Consider the following 16177-nt stretch of genomic DNA (forward strand, 5'->3'; position numbering starts at 1 on the left):
AGGCGGCGCTATCGCTCCTACAGGAGATACTCCACCTACCGTTATAGCAAATTTCTCGCAAATCGGGTTTCTCGACAGTCTGTTCGAGAACGAAGTCTTTTTATTAGAGAGGCTAGAGTCCCAATATCGCATCGATCATAGGCTTCGTATCTCCGCCCGGGTACAACACGTACAGGAGAACGTAAACCACCACGCCGGTAGGCGCTGTAATCAGCCACATGACGGCCGTCCAGCGTCCAATCTTTTTATGCTTTGCAAACCGTTTATTGAACGCGTGCAGCAAGGTGATAATACCAAAGACACCGGCTAACGTTGCCAAAGTAATATGGAAAAAAAGGAATAAATGATACGCCAGCTTAAGCGATTCCGGACCCCCGAACGTTGTGTTTCCTACAAAGATTGTCCGAGATACGTAGATTAGGAAAAAGGCAAGGGCAAAGCCGGCTCCCCACAGCATCAGCTTCTCATGCCCTTTACGGTTTCCCTTCAATATTTGTCTCCAACCGAAGGCTACAAAAATAGCACTGATAACGATAAATGACGTGCTAATCGTAGGTAAAATGTGCATTCTCGTTCCACCTCATCTTCCATAGTCAGGCCCGGTTTGCATTGACCGAGGAATGAGCGAACGGCTCGTTCTGCATGTCCTCATCCTCTTCCTCCTGCCGTTCCCTGCGGTACCAGCGGAAGAACGTGTAGGCCAATGCCCAACCATAAACAATTTCCTGAACGATCTTCATAATAACTCCGCCCAGCTGCTGATCATTTAACACGGACATATACAAGAATTGCTCAGATACATCTTTGTAATTGGCATACATAGGCTCGCCGGCAAAAATAATGAGCGCACACGCCGGTGTCAGCAGGATCCCGTTAACGAAAATGTAGGCCATTTTCTTAAGCTCCGTCATCCGGCTGTACTCAGGCAGCGGGCAGAACACAGGGAACCACATTTGGAACGCTGCAAGGATAAACACCGTGTTGTACACATCATGCAGCAGAGGATTTGCCATCAGCGTGTCCATGATCATCGGAATATGGTAAAAGGAGAATACCATGTTAAACACGAACAGCGAAACCAACGGGGACGTCAATGCATACATAATCTTGTGGGCTATCGGATGCTTAAAGAGCGGGCGCAGCAGCCAGCCCGGCAGCCCCAGCATCAGTACCGGAGGCATAACCAAGTATAGCAGGGATTGCTGGAACATATGGGCGCTGAAGCTGTAATGATGCCCATAATAGCTCAGCGGGCTCCCCTCCGCTATATAGTACAACAGCAAGCCGGAATAAAAGTAAAAAAGCTGCTTGAAAGAAACAGGCTCCGACTCTGCAAACTTATGGCGCCAACGGCTTATAGCCAATCCATATAACCACCCGATAACAACAAGAATGAGCAGCAAGCCTGGGCTCCATAAATTCGCAAAATCAGCAGCCCCGCCATGACCTCCATGTCCCATCGTTCCCATTGGATCCGTATTCATGTTAACCTCTCCTTTCCTAACTATGGATGTTATAATTTGGATTGTTACTAATTTGTGAAAAATGTTGCAAGCTTAAGAAAAAAAGGAGAGCTTTCATTTCTAAAAGCCCCCCTCCTAATTACCACCAAGTCCAGTAAACTGCTGCAGCTACCGCTGTCAGAGCAACAATCGCCCCGAAAAGCAGACCCACGATCGGGAAGAGATGTCCTCTTTCCTTCATGTGCATCCAATAAGCTAACTGGAACAATACTTGCACGACGCCGAGGCCGCTCAAGAACCAAAGCAGGAATGCGCGATCCAAACCGCCGTAAAGTACCGCTGCAAAAGCAATCATCGTTAGTACAATGGATACAATATAGGACAAGTAATGGTTCTTAGGGCCTTCCAACTTATGCCGGTTACCGGCTGACGATGTATGTTGGCTGCTCATTTACGGTCCCACCTTCCCCATCAAGTACACTACGGTGAAGATAAATACCCAAACTACGTCGATAAAGTGCCAGTACAGACCAGCTACATAAAACTTCGGTGCCGTTACTACCGTTAATCCCTTTTTCAAAGCGGACAGGATCAGCAGGGTAATCCATAGTACCCCGAATGCAACGTGGGCTCCATGGAAGCCGACTAACGTATAGAACGATGTAGCAAAAGCGCTCTTGGAGAATACATGACCTTCATGTACATACTCCATAAATTCATAAATCTCAAGACCCAAGAAGCAAAGGCCCAGCAGAACCGTAATCCCCATCCAGGTCAAAAGCTTGCCTAGTTGGCCACGGTGCAATGCCATGGTAGCGAACACACTGGTCAGGGAGCTCGTCAACAAGATGAATGTTGACAGAGCTACCGTACCCAATTGGAAAATCTCTTGTCCTGTAGGTCCATCAGGAACCTGGTTACGCAAAGCGATAAACGTAGCGAACAACGTACCGAACAATACGCACTCTCCGCCAAGGAAGAGCCAGAAGCCCAATACTTTATTTTTACCTTCTAATGTTGCAGTTTCCGCGTGAGGTGGCAGGGCACCGCCTACTTCATGATGTGCACTCATGCCTTTACCCCCTTATCATTGAGTTCTTCTGGTTCAATATGATAACCGTGATCATCATATACGGATCTTAAGAACATGGTAAGCAGCATAATTCCCAAGCCAATTCCAGCTACCCAATACGTGTGGTACATGAAGCCGAAACCGGCGATGAAGAAGCCGATCGAGAAGATAAGCGGCAAGATCGAAGGCGACGGCATATGAATCGAACCAATCGGTTCTGCAGGCGTCATCTCTTTGTTGCCAGCCATTTTCTCTTTCCACAATGGATCCAAACCGCGTACAAGCGGAGTTTGCTTGAAGTTGTACTCTGGAGGCGGGGAAGGAATCGCCCACTCCAACGTACGGCCATCCCATGGATCCGCAGGAGCATTCTTAGGCTTCATAGCAGTTGCCACAATATTGATCAAAAATACGATCGTACCGATACCCATCAGGAAGGCACCGATCGTACTGATAAAGTTACCTTCTTCCAAACCAACGCCCGGCTGGTATGTAAATACGCGACGAGGCATCCCCATCAATCCCAAGAAGTGCTGCGGGAAGAATGTCATATGGAAGCCAATAAAGAACGTCCAGAAATGTACACGGCCTAATGTTTCGTTCAGCATACGGCCGAACATTTTTGGCCACCAGTAATATGCACCGGCGAACAAGCCAAGCACCAAACCACCAACGATAACATAGTGAAAGTGAGCAACAACGAAATATGTATCATGGTATTGGTAGTCAGCAGCCGGAACGGCAAGCATAACCCCTGTCGTACCACCCATAACGAATGTCGGGATAAACGCTGTTGCAAAAATACTTGCTGTCGTAAATGTGATTTGACCGCCCCAAAGCGTGAACAGCCAGTTAAAGATTTTAACCCCTGTTGGTACGGCAATAGCCATTGTAGCAATCGCAAAGATTGCGTTACCGACAGGACCGATACCTGTTGTAAACATATGGTGAACCCAAACCATGAAGCCCAGGAACCCGATCAGCGCTGTTGCGAAGACCATGGAGCTGTATCCGAACAAACGCTTTTTCGAGAAGGTACTTACAATCTCAGAGATAATACCAAATGCTGGCAAAATCAAAATGTAAACTTCAGGGTGACCGAAGATCCAGAATAAGTGTTCCCACAGAACGCTGTTGCCACCTTTGGCAACATCGAAGAACGCACCGCCGAACAAACGGTCAAACATCAGTTCAACCAAGCCTACCGTAATGGCAGGGAAAGCGAACAAAATCAAAGCGGATGTGATGAATGCAGTCCATGTAAACAACGGCATTCTCATATAGGTCATACCAGGAGCACGCATGTTGATGATCGTTACAAGGAAGTTAATCCCCCCGATCAGTGTTCCCAAACCGGCAATCTGCAAACCAAGGACGTAGAAGTCTACACCATGGTAAGCCGATGTTGTGTCAACGATACTAGCAAGCGGTGAATATGCCGTCCAGCCTGCTGCTGGCGCTCCACCCAAGAACCAACTGGTATTGAGCATGACACCACCGAAGAAAAACAACCAGAATCCAAGCGCATTCACAAAAGGGAATGCTACGTCGCGCGCACCGATTTGAAGCGGTACAACCGCATTCATAAACGCGAATATAATCGGCATCGCTGCAAAAAAGATCATTGTCGTACCGTGCATCGTAGTCAGCGCATTAAATGTATCGCCGATAAAAATCTTTTGGTCAGGATACAAAAGCTGAATCCGGATCAGAACCGCTTCTACACCGCCCATCAGGAAGAACAAGCCTCCTGCAATCAGATACAGTATCCCGATTTTCTTATGGTCAACTGTAGTAAGCCAATCCATTAAACCGGTGTAATGTTTTGCTTTGTGAGAGTGAGCCAACGTATTAACCTCCTTTGTTCCAAGATGTTCGTTATTTCAATGAATTCAAATATTTAACCAAGTCGTTGATTTGGTTATCCTGCAATGGAACTTGAGGCATCTTGTTGCCCGGTTTCACCGATTGAGGATCTTTAATCCATTGTTTGATGCTTTCATCGTCGTGAGGCAGAATGCCTGCAACCATTTCACGACTTCCGAATCCGTTCAAGTTAGGTCCAAAGCCAAGTCCTTGTGCGTTAACCGCATGACAGGACAAGCAATTATCTTTAAAAATTTGTTCCCCGTTCTTCGCTTCAGCTGGAATTGTAGCCGGAGTTTTCATTTTTTCTACCCATTTGTTGAAATCAGCTTCTGATTTGGAGATGACCTTAAAATCCATCAAAGCATGGGATGCACCACAGAGCTCGGCACATTTACCCATAAAGGTATCAGCTTCGTCCGCTTCCAGATAGAATGTGTTTGTCATCCCTACGTTTGTATCTTGTTTACCGCCCAAGGATGGTATCCAGAAAGCGTGAAGCACGTCAGCAGATGTAATCTCGAAGGCAATTTTTTTGCCTGCAGGAATAACCAGATCTTGCGCTGTAGCGATTCCAAGTTCCGGATACTCAAATTGCCACCAGAACTGGTGTGCCGTTACTTTAACATGAACTGCGTCTTTCTCACCGATGTGATTTTCCGCCAATTTCACCGTATAACTCACTGTTGGCACAGCCAAAATGAGCAGCAAAACAATCGGAACCACTGTCCAAATGATTTCCAGCGTATGGCTTCCTTCGACTTGCTTCGGAATGATATCTTTATCGCCTTTCTTCTTCCGGAAGCGAACCAATACGTAAATGTAGATTACGAATACAACCACGACGACCAAGATCATAATGCCCAAGCTCAGCTTCATCAAGAACAGCTGGTCTCTGGCTACCGGACCTCTTGGCTTCAAGGCGGAAATCCTATCGTCTCCACACCCCGTCAGAAGCAACATCATCAACCCGAAAAGAGGGATGAAACGCCACAGATTTTGCCATCGATTCATCTTATCAATCCCACCTCTAAAGCTAATATTTTTCGAACAAAAGGTCATATATTGTCAATGAACCTAATCACCATATTAACTATAAATTCGTACCACTTTTTTGTCAATGAATCTGAAGAAGTTCACAAATTGTTCTCAAACGGCTATTTTCATAGCATTTTCATTGGTTTTTCTCCTTTGCCTCTCTTGTTTTATTTCCATAATCCAGGGGTTTTATGCATCTCGACGTCTTTTGTCGAATAACGCATATTTCTCTCGAATTAACGGATTCTAATGTAGAAGAAACACATTTGCAGTTGCCGGAGGATGTCCCGCTATGTGAATCAGTTTTCTCAATTGGCCCCCCAAATTATGCTTGCACTGCAAAACTTATGAGGAGGTTATGATGATGTTCCGTCTTCGACTTTCATGGGCGGCTGTTTGTACAAGCTCCCTTATTCTCCTTAGCGGATGCTTCGCCAAATATGATTACAACAGCGCCAACAACTTCGGCAGCAAGCGGGATGCCCCGAGACAGGACACTACTCGCGCTTATCAAACGCAGCAGCAATATGCCAGCGTGTCCCATAAGCATTCCACTTTGGAAATGAACCAGTTTTTATCCGATCAGGTGGCTGCAATGGATGGAGTCAACAGCGCTATCGTGATGCTCGCCGATAACACGGCTTATGTTGCCATTACTATCGACAAGACGGCAACGGGTACCCGCAGCGGTCTTTCCGGCCAAGAAACGAATAATGCCGGAACGGTAAGAGGCTTGTACAATCCGAGTACTCCCTTCAGCGACTACGCAGACCCGAATAAGCTGGCGACGGGCAGCAACTCGTATGATACAGTCCAAAACCATACGCATTTAAGTCATTTGTTCAAGCAAAAAATCGCCGAGAAGATACGGTCCCTTCAGCCGACAGTAACCGATGTGTATATCTCTGCGAACCGCAACTATATCAACGAGCTGAATCGAATTGCGCAGGAAGCATGGAAGGGTCAGGATCTCAAGCCGTTCCTCCCCCATTTCGACGCGATGTCTGAAGAAATATTCGGCACTTTGCCGACCCATCCGACAAGCACGGAAAGATGATGCTGCCGTTCGAAGGCACGGCACACTCTGCCTCCTCGAGTATCGCTTCATATTATATATGAAGAAACTCGGGGTTTTTGGGCTGTGAAGCATAGATCGCGACACTATAGTTATAATGAGGATAAGCCCTTTTTCGTTATACAATTGCTGTGTGTTTTATCTGATCATTCTGATTTATATATAAAAAGGAAGAACTTCGGTTTCTTTTTCCTACGGCTTCCTGTAGAATGCATGTAGACGTCACAAGTCTGTTCAATGTTACATGCAGCCGATCTTAACCATGAACAAACGGCTTCAGCCGGAGAACGGCGCTTTCTATAATAGAAGAGATTTTTTTGCGGCAGGCTGCTTACTTGGATAAAACTGAAGGTTTAAGACTGTTTCGGAACAGACTTAGGATGAATGAACTGGAAGATAAGGAGACAATCTATAATGAAAACCAATTTATTTGCCTCATTAGGCATAAGTGAAGAAATTACGGAAGCCTTGAGCAATCAGGGGTATACGGAGCCTACGCCGATTCAGCAGGAAGCCATTCCCGTCGTTCTGGCCGGAGAGGACGTCATTGCTCAAGCCCAGACAGGCACAGGGAAAACACTCGCCTTCGTCCTTCCGATCTTGGAACGGATTGATCCTAAGAAAGACTATACTCAAGCGCTGATCGTAACGCCTACCCGCGAGCTCGCTATCCAGATAGCCGGCGAAGTAAAAAAATGGGCGCCGATCAAAGGCATTCGGATTCTGGCTGCATACGGCGGACAAGATGTCGAACGGCAGTTAAAGAAGCTCGAGGGCACTGTACATATGATCATTGCAACGCCGGGCCGTTTGCTTGACCATTTGCGCAGAGAAACCGTACAGCTGCAGCGCCTGTCCACCCTGGTTCTCGATGAAGCAGACCAAATGCTGCATATGGGTTTTCTGAACGAAGTGGAGGAAATTATCGTACAGACGTCCCCCAAAAGACAAACCTTGCTTTTTTCCGCAACCATGCCCGGCCCAATCCGCAATCTGGCCAAAAGCTACATGAGGGATCCTCAGGAAATCAAGGTCAAAAGCAAGCAGGTTACGTTAACGGAAATCGAGCAGATTGCCGTAAAAACGACAGACCGCGGCAAACAGGATGCCCTCTGCCGTCTTATCGACGAATATCGTCCTTATTTGGCGATGATTTTCTGCCGGACGAAGCTTCGCGCCTCCAAGCTGAATGAAGCGCTGCAGGACCGGGGCTATGCTTCGGATGAGCTCCACGGAGATTTGACGCAGGCCAAACGGGAACAGGTGATGAAACGATTCCGTGAAGCCAAGATTCAGCTTCTCGTAGCCACAGATATCGCAGCCCGCGGGCTGGATGTGGAAGGCATCACCCATGTGTTCAATTACGACATGCCTCATGACGTCGAGAGCTATATTCACCGGATTGGCCGGACCGGCCGTGCTGGACAGCGCGGCGTAGCGGTTACGATGGTAGCGCAGCGGGATCAAGGAAAGCTCGAGATGATCGAGAAGGGCATTCGCTCCGAGCTGGCCAAACGGACCATGAGAGCGGACGGGGAATTGAGCGAGGCCAGAACCAGCGGGACGCGCCGAGAGAGCGAGCGGGCAGATGCGGAGCCGCGGAGCGGCAATGGACGCGGCGACCGGACCCGGACAGCAGGGCGCGGGCAGCGCAGCCGGAGTGCTGGCGCGGAGCGCGGAGCTCAGCAGACGCGCGGACGCGGCGACAGAGCCGAGACCGCGGGACGCGGACAGCGCGATTGGAGTGCTGGCGCTGAGCGCGGAGCTCAGCAGGCGCGCGGACGCGGCGACAGAGCCGAGACCGCGGGACGCGGCGACAGAGCCGAGACCGCGGGACGCGGACAGCGCGACCGGAGTGCTGGCGCGGAGCGCGGAACGCAGCAGGCGCGCGGACGCGGCGACAGAGCCCCGGGCAAGCGCGGCGCACAAACGAACGGCGGAGCACGGGCGGGACGCGGCAATGCAGGCGGGCGCGGACAACGCGGACGCTGACCATCACGTAGGTGATCCGTATCTCTTGATTGTTAATACCTTTACCTTGGCATGGAAAACATGTAAAATAAGGTATACGGCAAGTCGGCAAGGAACTTCCAAAACCAAGGAGGGGTTTCTATGTACGAACTAAGGGATAAGGATTTTATCTTTATTTTCACCGGACCCAACGGTGCCGGTCGTAAAACGGTCGCACAAATGTCGGGCGAGACGCTCGGAATGAAGAAAGTGATTTCGTATACCACACGGCCCCCTCGTTCCGCGGAATTCGACGGGCAGGACTACCATTTTGTAACAAGGGATGCGTTTCTTGAAGCGGAACGCAATAACGAGTTTGTCGAAGTCATTGAGATGGACGGCAACCATTATGGCGTTAAAGAAAAGGACGTTGCCGAGATGCTTCAGCAATATGGAGCGATCTACCTCGTTCTGAATCGTTTTGGAGCCGAATCGCTCAAGAAGCTGTACGGCAACAAGGCTGTCCGCATTTTCATTCATGCCGATCTAAAAACCATCGTGAAGCGTGAAGAGGACCGCGGAGATTCACCGGAATTGATTCAGCGTTATACATCCCATTATGAAGAGGAAATGGCGTATAAGGATCAATGCGAGCATGTTTTCGAAAATATTGACTTGGCTCATACGGTATTCGATCTCACGAAAACTTTGGATGACAACTATTTGCACCGCAACCTGATTGATAAAGATTGAGTTGCGGAATAAACCTTTAGAATTAAACTTAACTCTTACAATAAGATGTAGGATACAAAAGAGTCCGGCTGTATAAGCCGGACTCTTTTGTATGTATCCCCATTCTCTGATGTTATTTTTTCTTCAGCCCTTCAATCAGCTTATTGATTTCTTCATCGCCTTCCCGAAGCGCCGTATTGATATCCTTGCCCTCCAGAATGACATCAAGCAGCTTATTATTCACGACGGCATCGGCACCTGTAGGAATCAGCGACATAAGCTCAGGCGATCCGCCGGAAGCCGGAGTCGGCGCGGATTGATTGTAATAGTAAGCGCCTACATTTTTCCCGCCCATTAAAGGTGAATCGGAACCAAATGCCTTCTTGATCTGATCGTTCGTTGTCGGTGTACGAACTCCCCGCTTGGACTCGGACATAAAGAATTCATCGGAGGTCAAATAAGCAAGCACTTCAAATGCGGCTTCCTTGTGCTGGCTTGTCTTCATGATGCTGTACATCCACGGAGACGGCTGGTCGGCGATTTTGGGCTTATCGGCAAACGTAGGCATAGACACGACGTCCCAATTCATGCCCTCCGGTATTAATTTCACGTGGTTCAAGTCATTATTGATAACGGCCATTGCAATCGTCTGCTCCTTGGCAAACGCCTGAAGCTCCGGATTCGTGGCTCTTGAATTAGGTCTGTTGTTACCCGGAATTTGATAAATGCGGGCCAGGTTTTGGTACAGCTTCTTCCACTCCTCGGTATTCAGGCTCGCTTTGCCGGTCACCGGGTCCAGCGGTCTTAATCCGTAAGGATTTTCCCTCAATAAATATCCGTGGAACGTGGACAGCCCGCGGTATTTCGTTCCGTCGATTTCCCGCGTCATTTTTTTGGCCAGCTCGTAGACCTCATCCCAGGTCATTCCGTCCTTCGGGTAAGGCATACCGAACTTATCGAATACATCCTTGTTGTAATACATAACGGAGGTGCTCGCAACGAAAGGAAGGCCATAGACGCCTTTGCCGCCGGTGTACTGATCCAGCGCCTTCAAGGAGGCAGGGTCCAGACGGTTGGTATCATAGTTATACTTCTTGATTAAATCGGACATATCGTATTCTAGACCCAAACCCTGAATCAGGTTGGGAAACCGGTTATAGACATACCAGAATATATCTGGCGTTGTCCCGGCCGTGACGAGATCCTCCAGGTTGCTGCCTTTTCCGCGTTCAATATATTTCACTGTAATCCATGGGAATTTTTTTCGGATCGGATCTCCAATCTCTTTCTCAAAATCTTCCGGCGTTTTACCCAGTTCCGAAGAAAAAACAAGCTCAACCGGTTCTCTATTCTGCGGTTCTTTTGCTTTGCCCGAGTCGGCAGTCTTGCCGTCATTGCCCCCTTGGCCGGAAGAGCATGCCGATAGCAGCATACTTAAAGCTAAAAAAGGCACTACCTTGCTCATTTTCATTCCTGTAACCCCTCCTGAAGATATGTGATATTTTCAAATTTCCAACCAACGATGCTTTCACACCGGAGTACAGCGACATTTTGTAATCGCTTGCAAACTATTATATCAGCCCGTTTTTTAAAATTGTGTTGCTGCGTTAGTGTGAAATGTCGTTAGGATATTCTAAACCTCATGAACCATATGTTGATAACTTTTCATAGGATTGGTTGTCGTACCTTAGGCAGGGATGAATCTTACTCGAAGGCTTGGCCCGCTAACAAAAATAACCCCTCAATGGGGCGACTGTTGAAAAAAACTGTTACGTGTGAACTATGCTGCATCTGGAGGCGGACTATGTCTCAGAGGATTTTAGGGGAACACCCTATGAGAAAACCTCTATCGAGGCCTTACAAAGACGTGGACCGCCTGTAGAGGCAGGTTTTATCGCCAAATGGAATGTTCACATCCGATGAACTCGGAGTCTTATAAATTATGATAAAAAAAGAGCTGAGCGAATACGCTCAACTCCCTTAATAATTTACGATATATTATTTACTGCTCCGCAAGAAATTTGCGCAGCCGGATCGTTTCGATCCCTGCGAGCAGCACGATCCCTATACCATGCGTATCATTCAGCAGCCAGGACAATTGATCCTTATAATATAATGAAGAAAAAGAATAGCCGGATCCCCGGCATACGCCGTAAATATTGCCGTTCTTATCGATGCAGTGGGCGGCCAAACCGTCCCAGCCCTTGAATACGGCTTGAATATAAGGCCCCGGATTAGGAAGCCAGCCAAATCGTACCGCGCGGGCGAAAGCGTACATGAACATGGAGGTGCAGGAAGCTTCATCATAGGATTCCGGATCGGTCAGCACCTGATGCCACAGCCCCCGGACGCCCTGCAGACGCAAATAGCCTTCGCACAATTCCTGCAAAAAGCCTATCAGCTCCTCGCGAAGCTCGTGATCCTCTGGCATGACCGACAACAGCTCTGTCAGTGAGAACAGCACCCATCCGTTCCCTCTTCCCCAAGGCACGCCGTTCGGTTTATTGAACTTCAAATCGTAGACATGATACATAATTTGCTTGTCCGGCATGAAGAGTCTGCTTTTATATAGTAAGAACTGTTTGGCCGCATCGTTCAAATAAGCGATGTCACCCGTCAGCTCGTAATACCTGCTAAGGAACGGTGTGCTCATATATAAATCGTCGCACCAGATCGTATCCTTCATAAAGTCGACGGTTCCATGTACACGGTACAAGCAGCCGTCCTCTAACCTGTCCTGAACGCTTGAAATATAGCGGGCAATGATATCGGCAGCCCCCCGCGCCCCTTGAAGCTCCCGCTCCTTATTCGTCTGAAGCATAGTGGCGCCGAAAGAGCCGCAGTCGTCCAGACTATCGATTAGAGTCAACTGGCTGTTCAAGCCCGGAGCGCCATATTGCGTGCTATCCCAATAGGCATACTCATTGAACGAAGTACACTGCTCAATATGATCGGCCACATAATCGATGTAGGTGCTTCTCCCCAGCTCCTTGCCCGTTTGAAGGATGCCGTACAGTGTTACGCCGAGCGGATAGTTCCACTTGCCGAACATAGCATTCTCCAGATAAGGCCTCACCCAGGTATCGGGTCTGTCCACACGCCAGTAGGTTTCTTGTCCAAGCGGCCCGAATACTTTATCCAGACGGGTAATTTCGTTGGCTGAGGGAGCTGACGCCGAGGAAAACGGCCCAAGATAAAGCCAGGTATCGTTCAAGCCCTCAATAGGATGAGGAGGAATCCATTGAACGTCATTCCCGGTTAACGCATCCAATTGGATGTCCCAACCGCCGGACTGGCAAGTCGACTGTACCACAACGTCATGAGATCCGGGAGGTACGGATAAGGTAACCTCGAAGTCGCCGCTGTTCTCGTCTCTTCGCTCCAGGAGCCCGCCATTCATGTAGATGGCCCATGGACCCTTGAACGTTCCTTTTAACGTGACCTGCTTCGGTCTATAAGCATGATTATGGAGTTTGGACCATGCAAAAGCCTGTGTTCCGCTTTCTCTCCCGAACATGCGGGCCAAGCGCCCCTGGCTGCTGCTTTCCTCGGACCACTGGTCGCGGGGAAGCCATTGCAATCCGGTATCCGCTTCCGCCGTACCGGATCCCGGCAGACTCGACGCCGGCCATCTCTCGCCTTGCGGCTCGGTATAGATCCAGCCCTCCTGCCCTTCCCTCTCGGCGGACGGAGCCAAAAAGTGCAGCGGGAAGCCTTTGGCCGAACCGGTACCGAATCTGCCTCCGCAGCCCGTGCCCGTTTTCACAAATTCCAGCACAAAATGGTTCCAGCCCTGGGACAACCGGGCCCGAAAGTCCGTTTTAAGCTCCGGAAACACGTCCTGATTAATGTTGGACTGAAATTTTTTCTCTCCATTAATATATACTCGCACAGGTCCGTAGCAGCTTACCCGAAAAGGAAGATCATTCTCCTGATCCATCCACAGCTTGCCCCATACATAAACGAAGCTTCCATCCGGCATATCCGGAAATACTTCATGAAGCTTCATCTCATAACGGAAATCCTTGTTTCTGAGAAAGCCTCCCTTATGAAACGAGCGGAAGACCGGTCCTTTCTTCGGATGAGACCCGATGAACCGGTTGCTTACTGTCGCCAGCACCTCTTCAATAGATGCATCGGAGCCTTTCATTATCGAATCGCGTTCATGGAAATAGTTCATGATTTCATAGCCTCCATCAGATTTCCCCGCCGGGATAAAGTGTTGAGAGATACAACCGCTTGCTTTGCGGCAAAGCTTGTCCAGAGATAGAAGCTGCCACATCGTAATAGCTATGGGAAAAAATCGCCGCCTTCTGGTTATCGTAAATAACGATTTGCTCCTTTCCGGAGCCAAGCAAGTCGGCGTGGGTTACGTAGCCTTCCATCGGAAACTCGACAACTCTATTCATATGACCGTCATACAGGGCTGGAAGAACACCGCCGCCTCTCCGGTAAGCCAATATGTAATCCAGCGAGCTGTCATCCCAGCCGCTTACGGTCTCAATGATGGTCAGCCAGCCGTCCGTCTTCCGGTCCTCTTTCCAAACCTCTTGGCCCTTGGCATCCAGCAAAAAGATGGCATCCTTGCCTTTGCGCGATCCCCGGCCGTCTCCTCTGATGATGCGGTCAAGACCGGCAACCTGCAAGCCGGGAAGATCACTGCGAAATTTGCCCAAAGCCACATGCTGGGATTCCACCGATCCATCATAGCGCCACAGCTCCTGTCCGGACGCATCGTACATGACCGTCACGCTTCCGCCGATGACAAGCTCCGGCTGTCCGTCTCCATTGACGTCCCCGATCCAGATGCAGTCGGCATGATCCTCCAGATCGCGACAGCTCCATAGGAGCTTGCCGTCGGGATCAAGCAGATCATAGCCTGCCATCACTTCGTCACGTCCGTCGCCGTTCAGGTCGAAGGGCCACGGAAAATGTCCCGGATTGCCTTCATGGGTCCACAGCAGCTCGAATTCCGAGTTGAACGCCCACATACGGTGATACCGGTCCTTCAAGATCACATCCCTAGCGTGGTCTCCACCTGTCAGATTAGCAATAATAATGCAGTCATGAGCTTCCGGGCCGGGGAGCTCAAAGCTTCGCTTCGACTGGCCTGTCCTGCCGTCGAGGATATGAAACCGATCGTCCATGACGCAAAGCACCTCAAGACAACCGTCGCCATCCCAATCATAAATTTGCGCCGGATAATCCGAACCCGGGCCTCCCGCTTCCGGATCGGGAGTGCCTGTCTGCCACAGCAGCCTGCCTTGAAGATCAAATGCGGTTACGCACTGCACCTGATGGGGAATGTACCGCACATCCTGCCGGTTATCGGGCTGTACCATGACTATCTCCATACGGCAGTCTCCGTCAATATCGCCTAGCAGCATTTTGCAGCGAGGTCCTGCTGCGCTGATATCCAGCTCTCCCAAACTGCGGACTTCATTCTCAACCGCTCTCAATCGTTCCCCCGCCTTTCATTTTTCGTTCCATGGACCAAAAAGCCATGTATGCCTTCATAGTTTTCCAAGTTCAATAGCCAACTTCCTTGTGATGAGTCCTGCGCAGATACCTGCCGGTTCCCGCAGGATTTGCATTCTTCCTAATCATATCCAGAACAAGCATTTATCTACAACCATAAATTTTTGCTGATCCGTCCTTCTCCTGCCGTATTCTGCCGCAGGATGCTTGGACTTTTTTGTTTCATTAGGGGTTTTCAAAAATGATGTAAAAATAGTGAAGGTTCCGCCCTCCTTCGTTCGCATCGAAGCCCAAAATAAGTTAAACTGAAAGGGAAGAAACTAACTATCATCTTCGGAGGTTTCCTTATGAAGCTTATTTCTATAGAACCGACGCCAAGTCCCAATTCCATGAAGCTTAATGTGGATGAAGTGCTGCCGCGGGGCGTGCGGCTGACCTATACATCCAGCCAGGCCGGGGAAGCGCCCGAGCCGCTCAAAAGCTTATTGGCTATCGAAGGAGTGCGCAGCCTGTTCCGGACCGCGGATTTCATCGCACTCGATCGCAAGCCGAGCGCTGATTGGGCCGCCATTCTTGCTTCGGCAAGACAGCTGCTGCAAACGGACAGCGGTGAAGGTCCGTCAGCCGAACAAGCGGCAGGCCCTTCGACAAGCTTCGGAGAAGCTCAAGTGCTGGTCCAAATGTATCGGGGAATTCCGATTCAGGTACGTGTCAAGACCGGCGACAGAGAGGTACGATCCGCACTCCCTGCTATCTTCAGTGATGCGGTTCAGCGGGCTGCTGGCTCATCGATGATTAGAGAACGGAAGCTGGAGGAGTTCGGGGTTCGTTATGGGGAGCTGGAGGAGATCGCAGCGGAAATCGTCAGCGAATTGGAAGCCTCCTACACTGAGGAACGGCTCGATGAGCTGGTGAAGCAGGCCATAGAGCAGGGCAGTAGTGCTCAGGTTGCTCCCCCGCCGCCCGCACGGCCTGCTCCCTTATCCTTGTCCGAGTTGGAAGAGCAATTCCAGTCCGAGGATTGGAAGCAGCGTTACGCCGCTTTAGAGCGCTTCGAGCCGACTATGGAAGCTCTGCCGCTGCTGGCCAAGGCGTTGTCCGACGATAACGCGTCGATCCGGCGTCTGGCCGTCGTCTATCTGGGCGACCTGCGCCAATCGGAGGCGCTGCCTTATTTGTTCCAGGCACTCAAGGATTCTACCGCAGCGGTTCGCCGTACAGCCGGGGATACCTTATCCGATCTGGGCGACCCGGCAGCTATCGGTCCCATGATGGAAGCCTTGAGCGACAAAAACAAGCTCGTTCGCTGGCGTGCGGCCCGCTTCCTCTACGAGGTGGGGGACGAATCCGCCATAGAGGCGCTGCGTAAGGCTTCCAACGATCCGGAGTTTGAAGTACAGCTTCAAGCCAAGATCGCCTTGGAAAGAATCGAGCGTGGCGAGGAAGCGGCGGGCTCGGTATGGCAGCAAATGACGGAAAGCCGCAAGGAAGGCAAAGAGTAGG

The 16177-nt window shown here is 49.9% G+C and carries 13 protein-coding genes; 4 read left to right on the forward strand and 9 right to left on the reverse strand.

What is annotated here, in order from left to right; translation table 11 throughout:
* Positions 1 to 112: 112 nt before the first annotated feature.
* The 6 genes from GGC63_RS16780 to coxB form a co-directional block, all read right to left on the reverse strand.
* On the reverse strand, positions 113 to 568 hold the full coding sequence (locus GGC63_RS16780; RefSeq protein ID WP_079913645.1) for a DUF420 domain-containing protein: 456 nt from the start codon (positions 566 to 568) through the stop codon (positions 113 to 115).
* A 25-nt stretch (positions 569 to 593) separates the two neighbouring features.
* Positions 594 to 1484 (reverse strand): cytochrome c oxidase assembly protein, encoded by an 891-nt coding sequence (locus GGC63_RS16785; RefSeq protein ID WP_225948275.1) that lies wholly within the window; start codon positions 1482 to 1484, stop codon positions 594 to 596.
* A 118-nt stretch (positions 1485 to 1602) separates the two neighbouring features.
* Positions 1603 to 1914 (reverse strand): cytochrome C oxidase subunit IV family protein, encoded by a 312-nt coding sequence (locus GGC63_RS16790; RefSeq protein ID WP_079913646.1) that lies wholly within the window; start codon positions 1912 to 1914, stop codon positions 1603 to 1605.
* Positions 1915 to 2535: a cytochrome (ubi)quinol oxidase subunit III gene (locus GGC63_RS16795; protein WP_192703270.1), complete on the reverse strand. Its 621-nt coding sequence runs from the start codon at positions 2533 to 2535 to the stop codon at positions 1915 to 1917. It lies immediately after the preceding gene.
* Positions 2532 to 4343 carry a cytochrome c oxidase subunit I gene (ctaD, locus tag GGC63_RS16800; RefSeq protein ID WP_192703479.1) on the reverse strand — a complete coding sequence of 604 codons (1812 nt, stop codon included), beginning with the start codon at positions 4341 to 4343 and terminating at the stop codon, positions 2532 to 2534. The genes GGC63_RS16795 and ctaD overlap by 4 nt, the downstream gene beginning before the upstream one ends.
* Before the next feature lie 70 nt (positions 4344 to 4413).
* A complete protein-coding gene (gene coxB / locus GGC63_RS16805; RefSeq protein ID WP_079913649.1) occupies positions 4414 to 5415 on the reverse strand; it encodes a cytochrome c oxidase subunit II in 1002 nt (333 codons plus the stop codon).
* A 388-nt stretch (positions 5416 to 5803) separates the two neighbouring features.
* Here coxB and GGC63_RS16810 point away from each other — a divergent pair, with 388 nt between their 5' ends.
* From GGC63_RS16810 to GGC63_RS16820, 3 genes are all read left to right on the forward strand, one after another.
* Entirely contained in the window at positions 5804 to 6496 is a 693-nt protein-coding gene (locus GGC63_RS16810) for a YhcN/YlaJ family sporulation lipoprotein (protein WP_225948276.1), read from the forward strand.
* Between the two features lie 432 nt (positions 6497 to 6928).
* A complete protein-coding gene (locus GGC63_RS16815; RefSeq protein WP_192703271.1) occupies positions 6929 to 8506 on the forward strand; it encodes a DEAD/DEAH box helicase in 1578 nt (525 codons plus the stop codon).
* A 120-nt stretch (positions 8507 to 8626) separates the two neighbouring features.
* Entirely contained in the window at positions 8627 to 9217 is a 591-nt protein-coding gene (locus GGC63_RS16820) for a guanylate kinase (protein ID WP_079913652.1), read from the forward strand.
* Positions 9218 to 9329: 112 nt separating this feature from the next.
* Here GGC63_RS16820 and GGC63_RS16825 read toward each other — a convergent pair whose 3' ends face one another.
* The 3 genes from GGC63_RS16825 to GGC63_RS16835 all read right to left on the reverse strand — a co-directional run bounded on the left by GGC63_RS16825 (position 9330) and on the right by GGC63_RS16835 (position 14583).
* Positions 9330 to 10667 (reverse strand): ABC transporter substrate-binding protein, encoded by a 1338-nt coding sequence (locus tag GGC63_RS16825; RefSeq protein WP_079913653.1) that lies wholly within the window; start codon positions 10665 to 10667, stop codon positions 9330 to 9332.
* A gap of 531 nt (positions 10668 to 11198) precedes the next feature.
* Positions 11199 to 13376, reverse strand: coding sequence for a glycoside hydrolase family 105 protein (locus GGC63_RS16830; protein ID WP_192703272.1), 2178 nt, complete (start codon positions 13374 to 13376; stop codon positions 11199 to 11201).
* A gap of 16 nt (positions 13377 to 13392) precedes the next feature.
* The gene (locus GGC63_RS16835) at positions 13393 to 14583 is read right to left on the reverse strand and encodes a hypothetical protein (RefSeq protein WP_225948297.1); all 1191 of its coding nucleotides are present in this window, start codon (positions 14581 to 14583) and stop codon (positions 13393 to 13395) included.
* Between the two features lie 438 nt (positions 14584 to 15021).
* Between GGC63_RS16835 and GGC63_RS16840 the strand changes: the two genes are divergently transcribed.
* Positions 15022 to 16176: a virulence factor gene (locus GGC63_RS16840; RefSeq protein ID WP_192703274.1), complete on the forward strand. Its 1155-nt coding sequence runs from the start codon at positions 15022 to 15024 to the stop codon at positions 16174 to 16176.
* Position 16177 lies beyond the last annotated feature (1 nt).

Source organism: Paenibacillus sp. OAS669 (assembly GCF_014873645.1).
Lineage (GTDB): Bacteria > Bacillota > Bacilli > Paenibacillales > NBRC-103111 > Paenibacillus_S > Paenibacillus_S vulneris.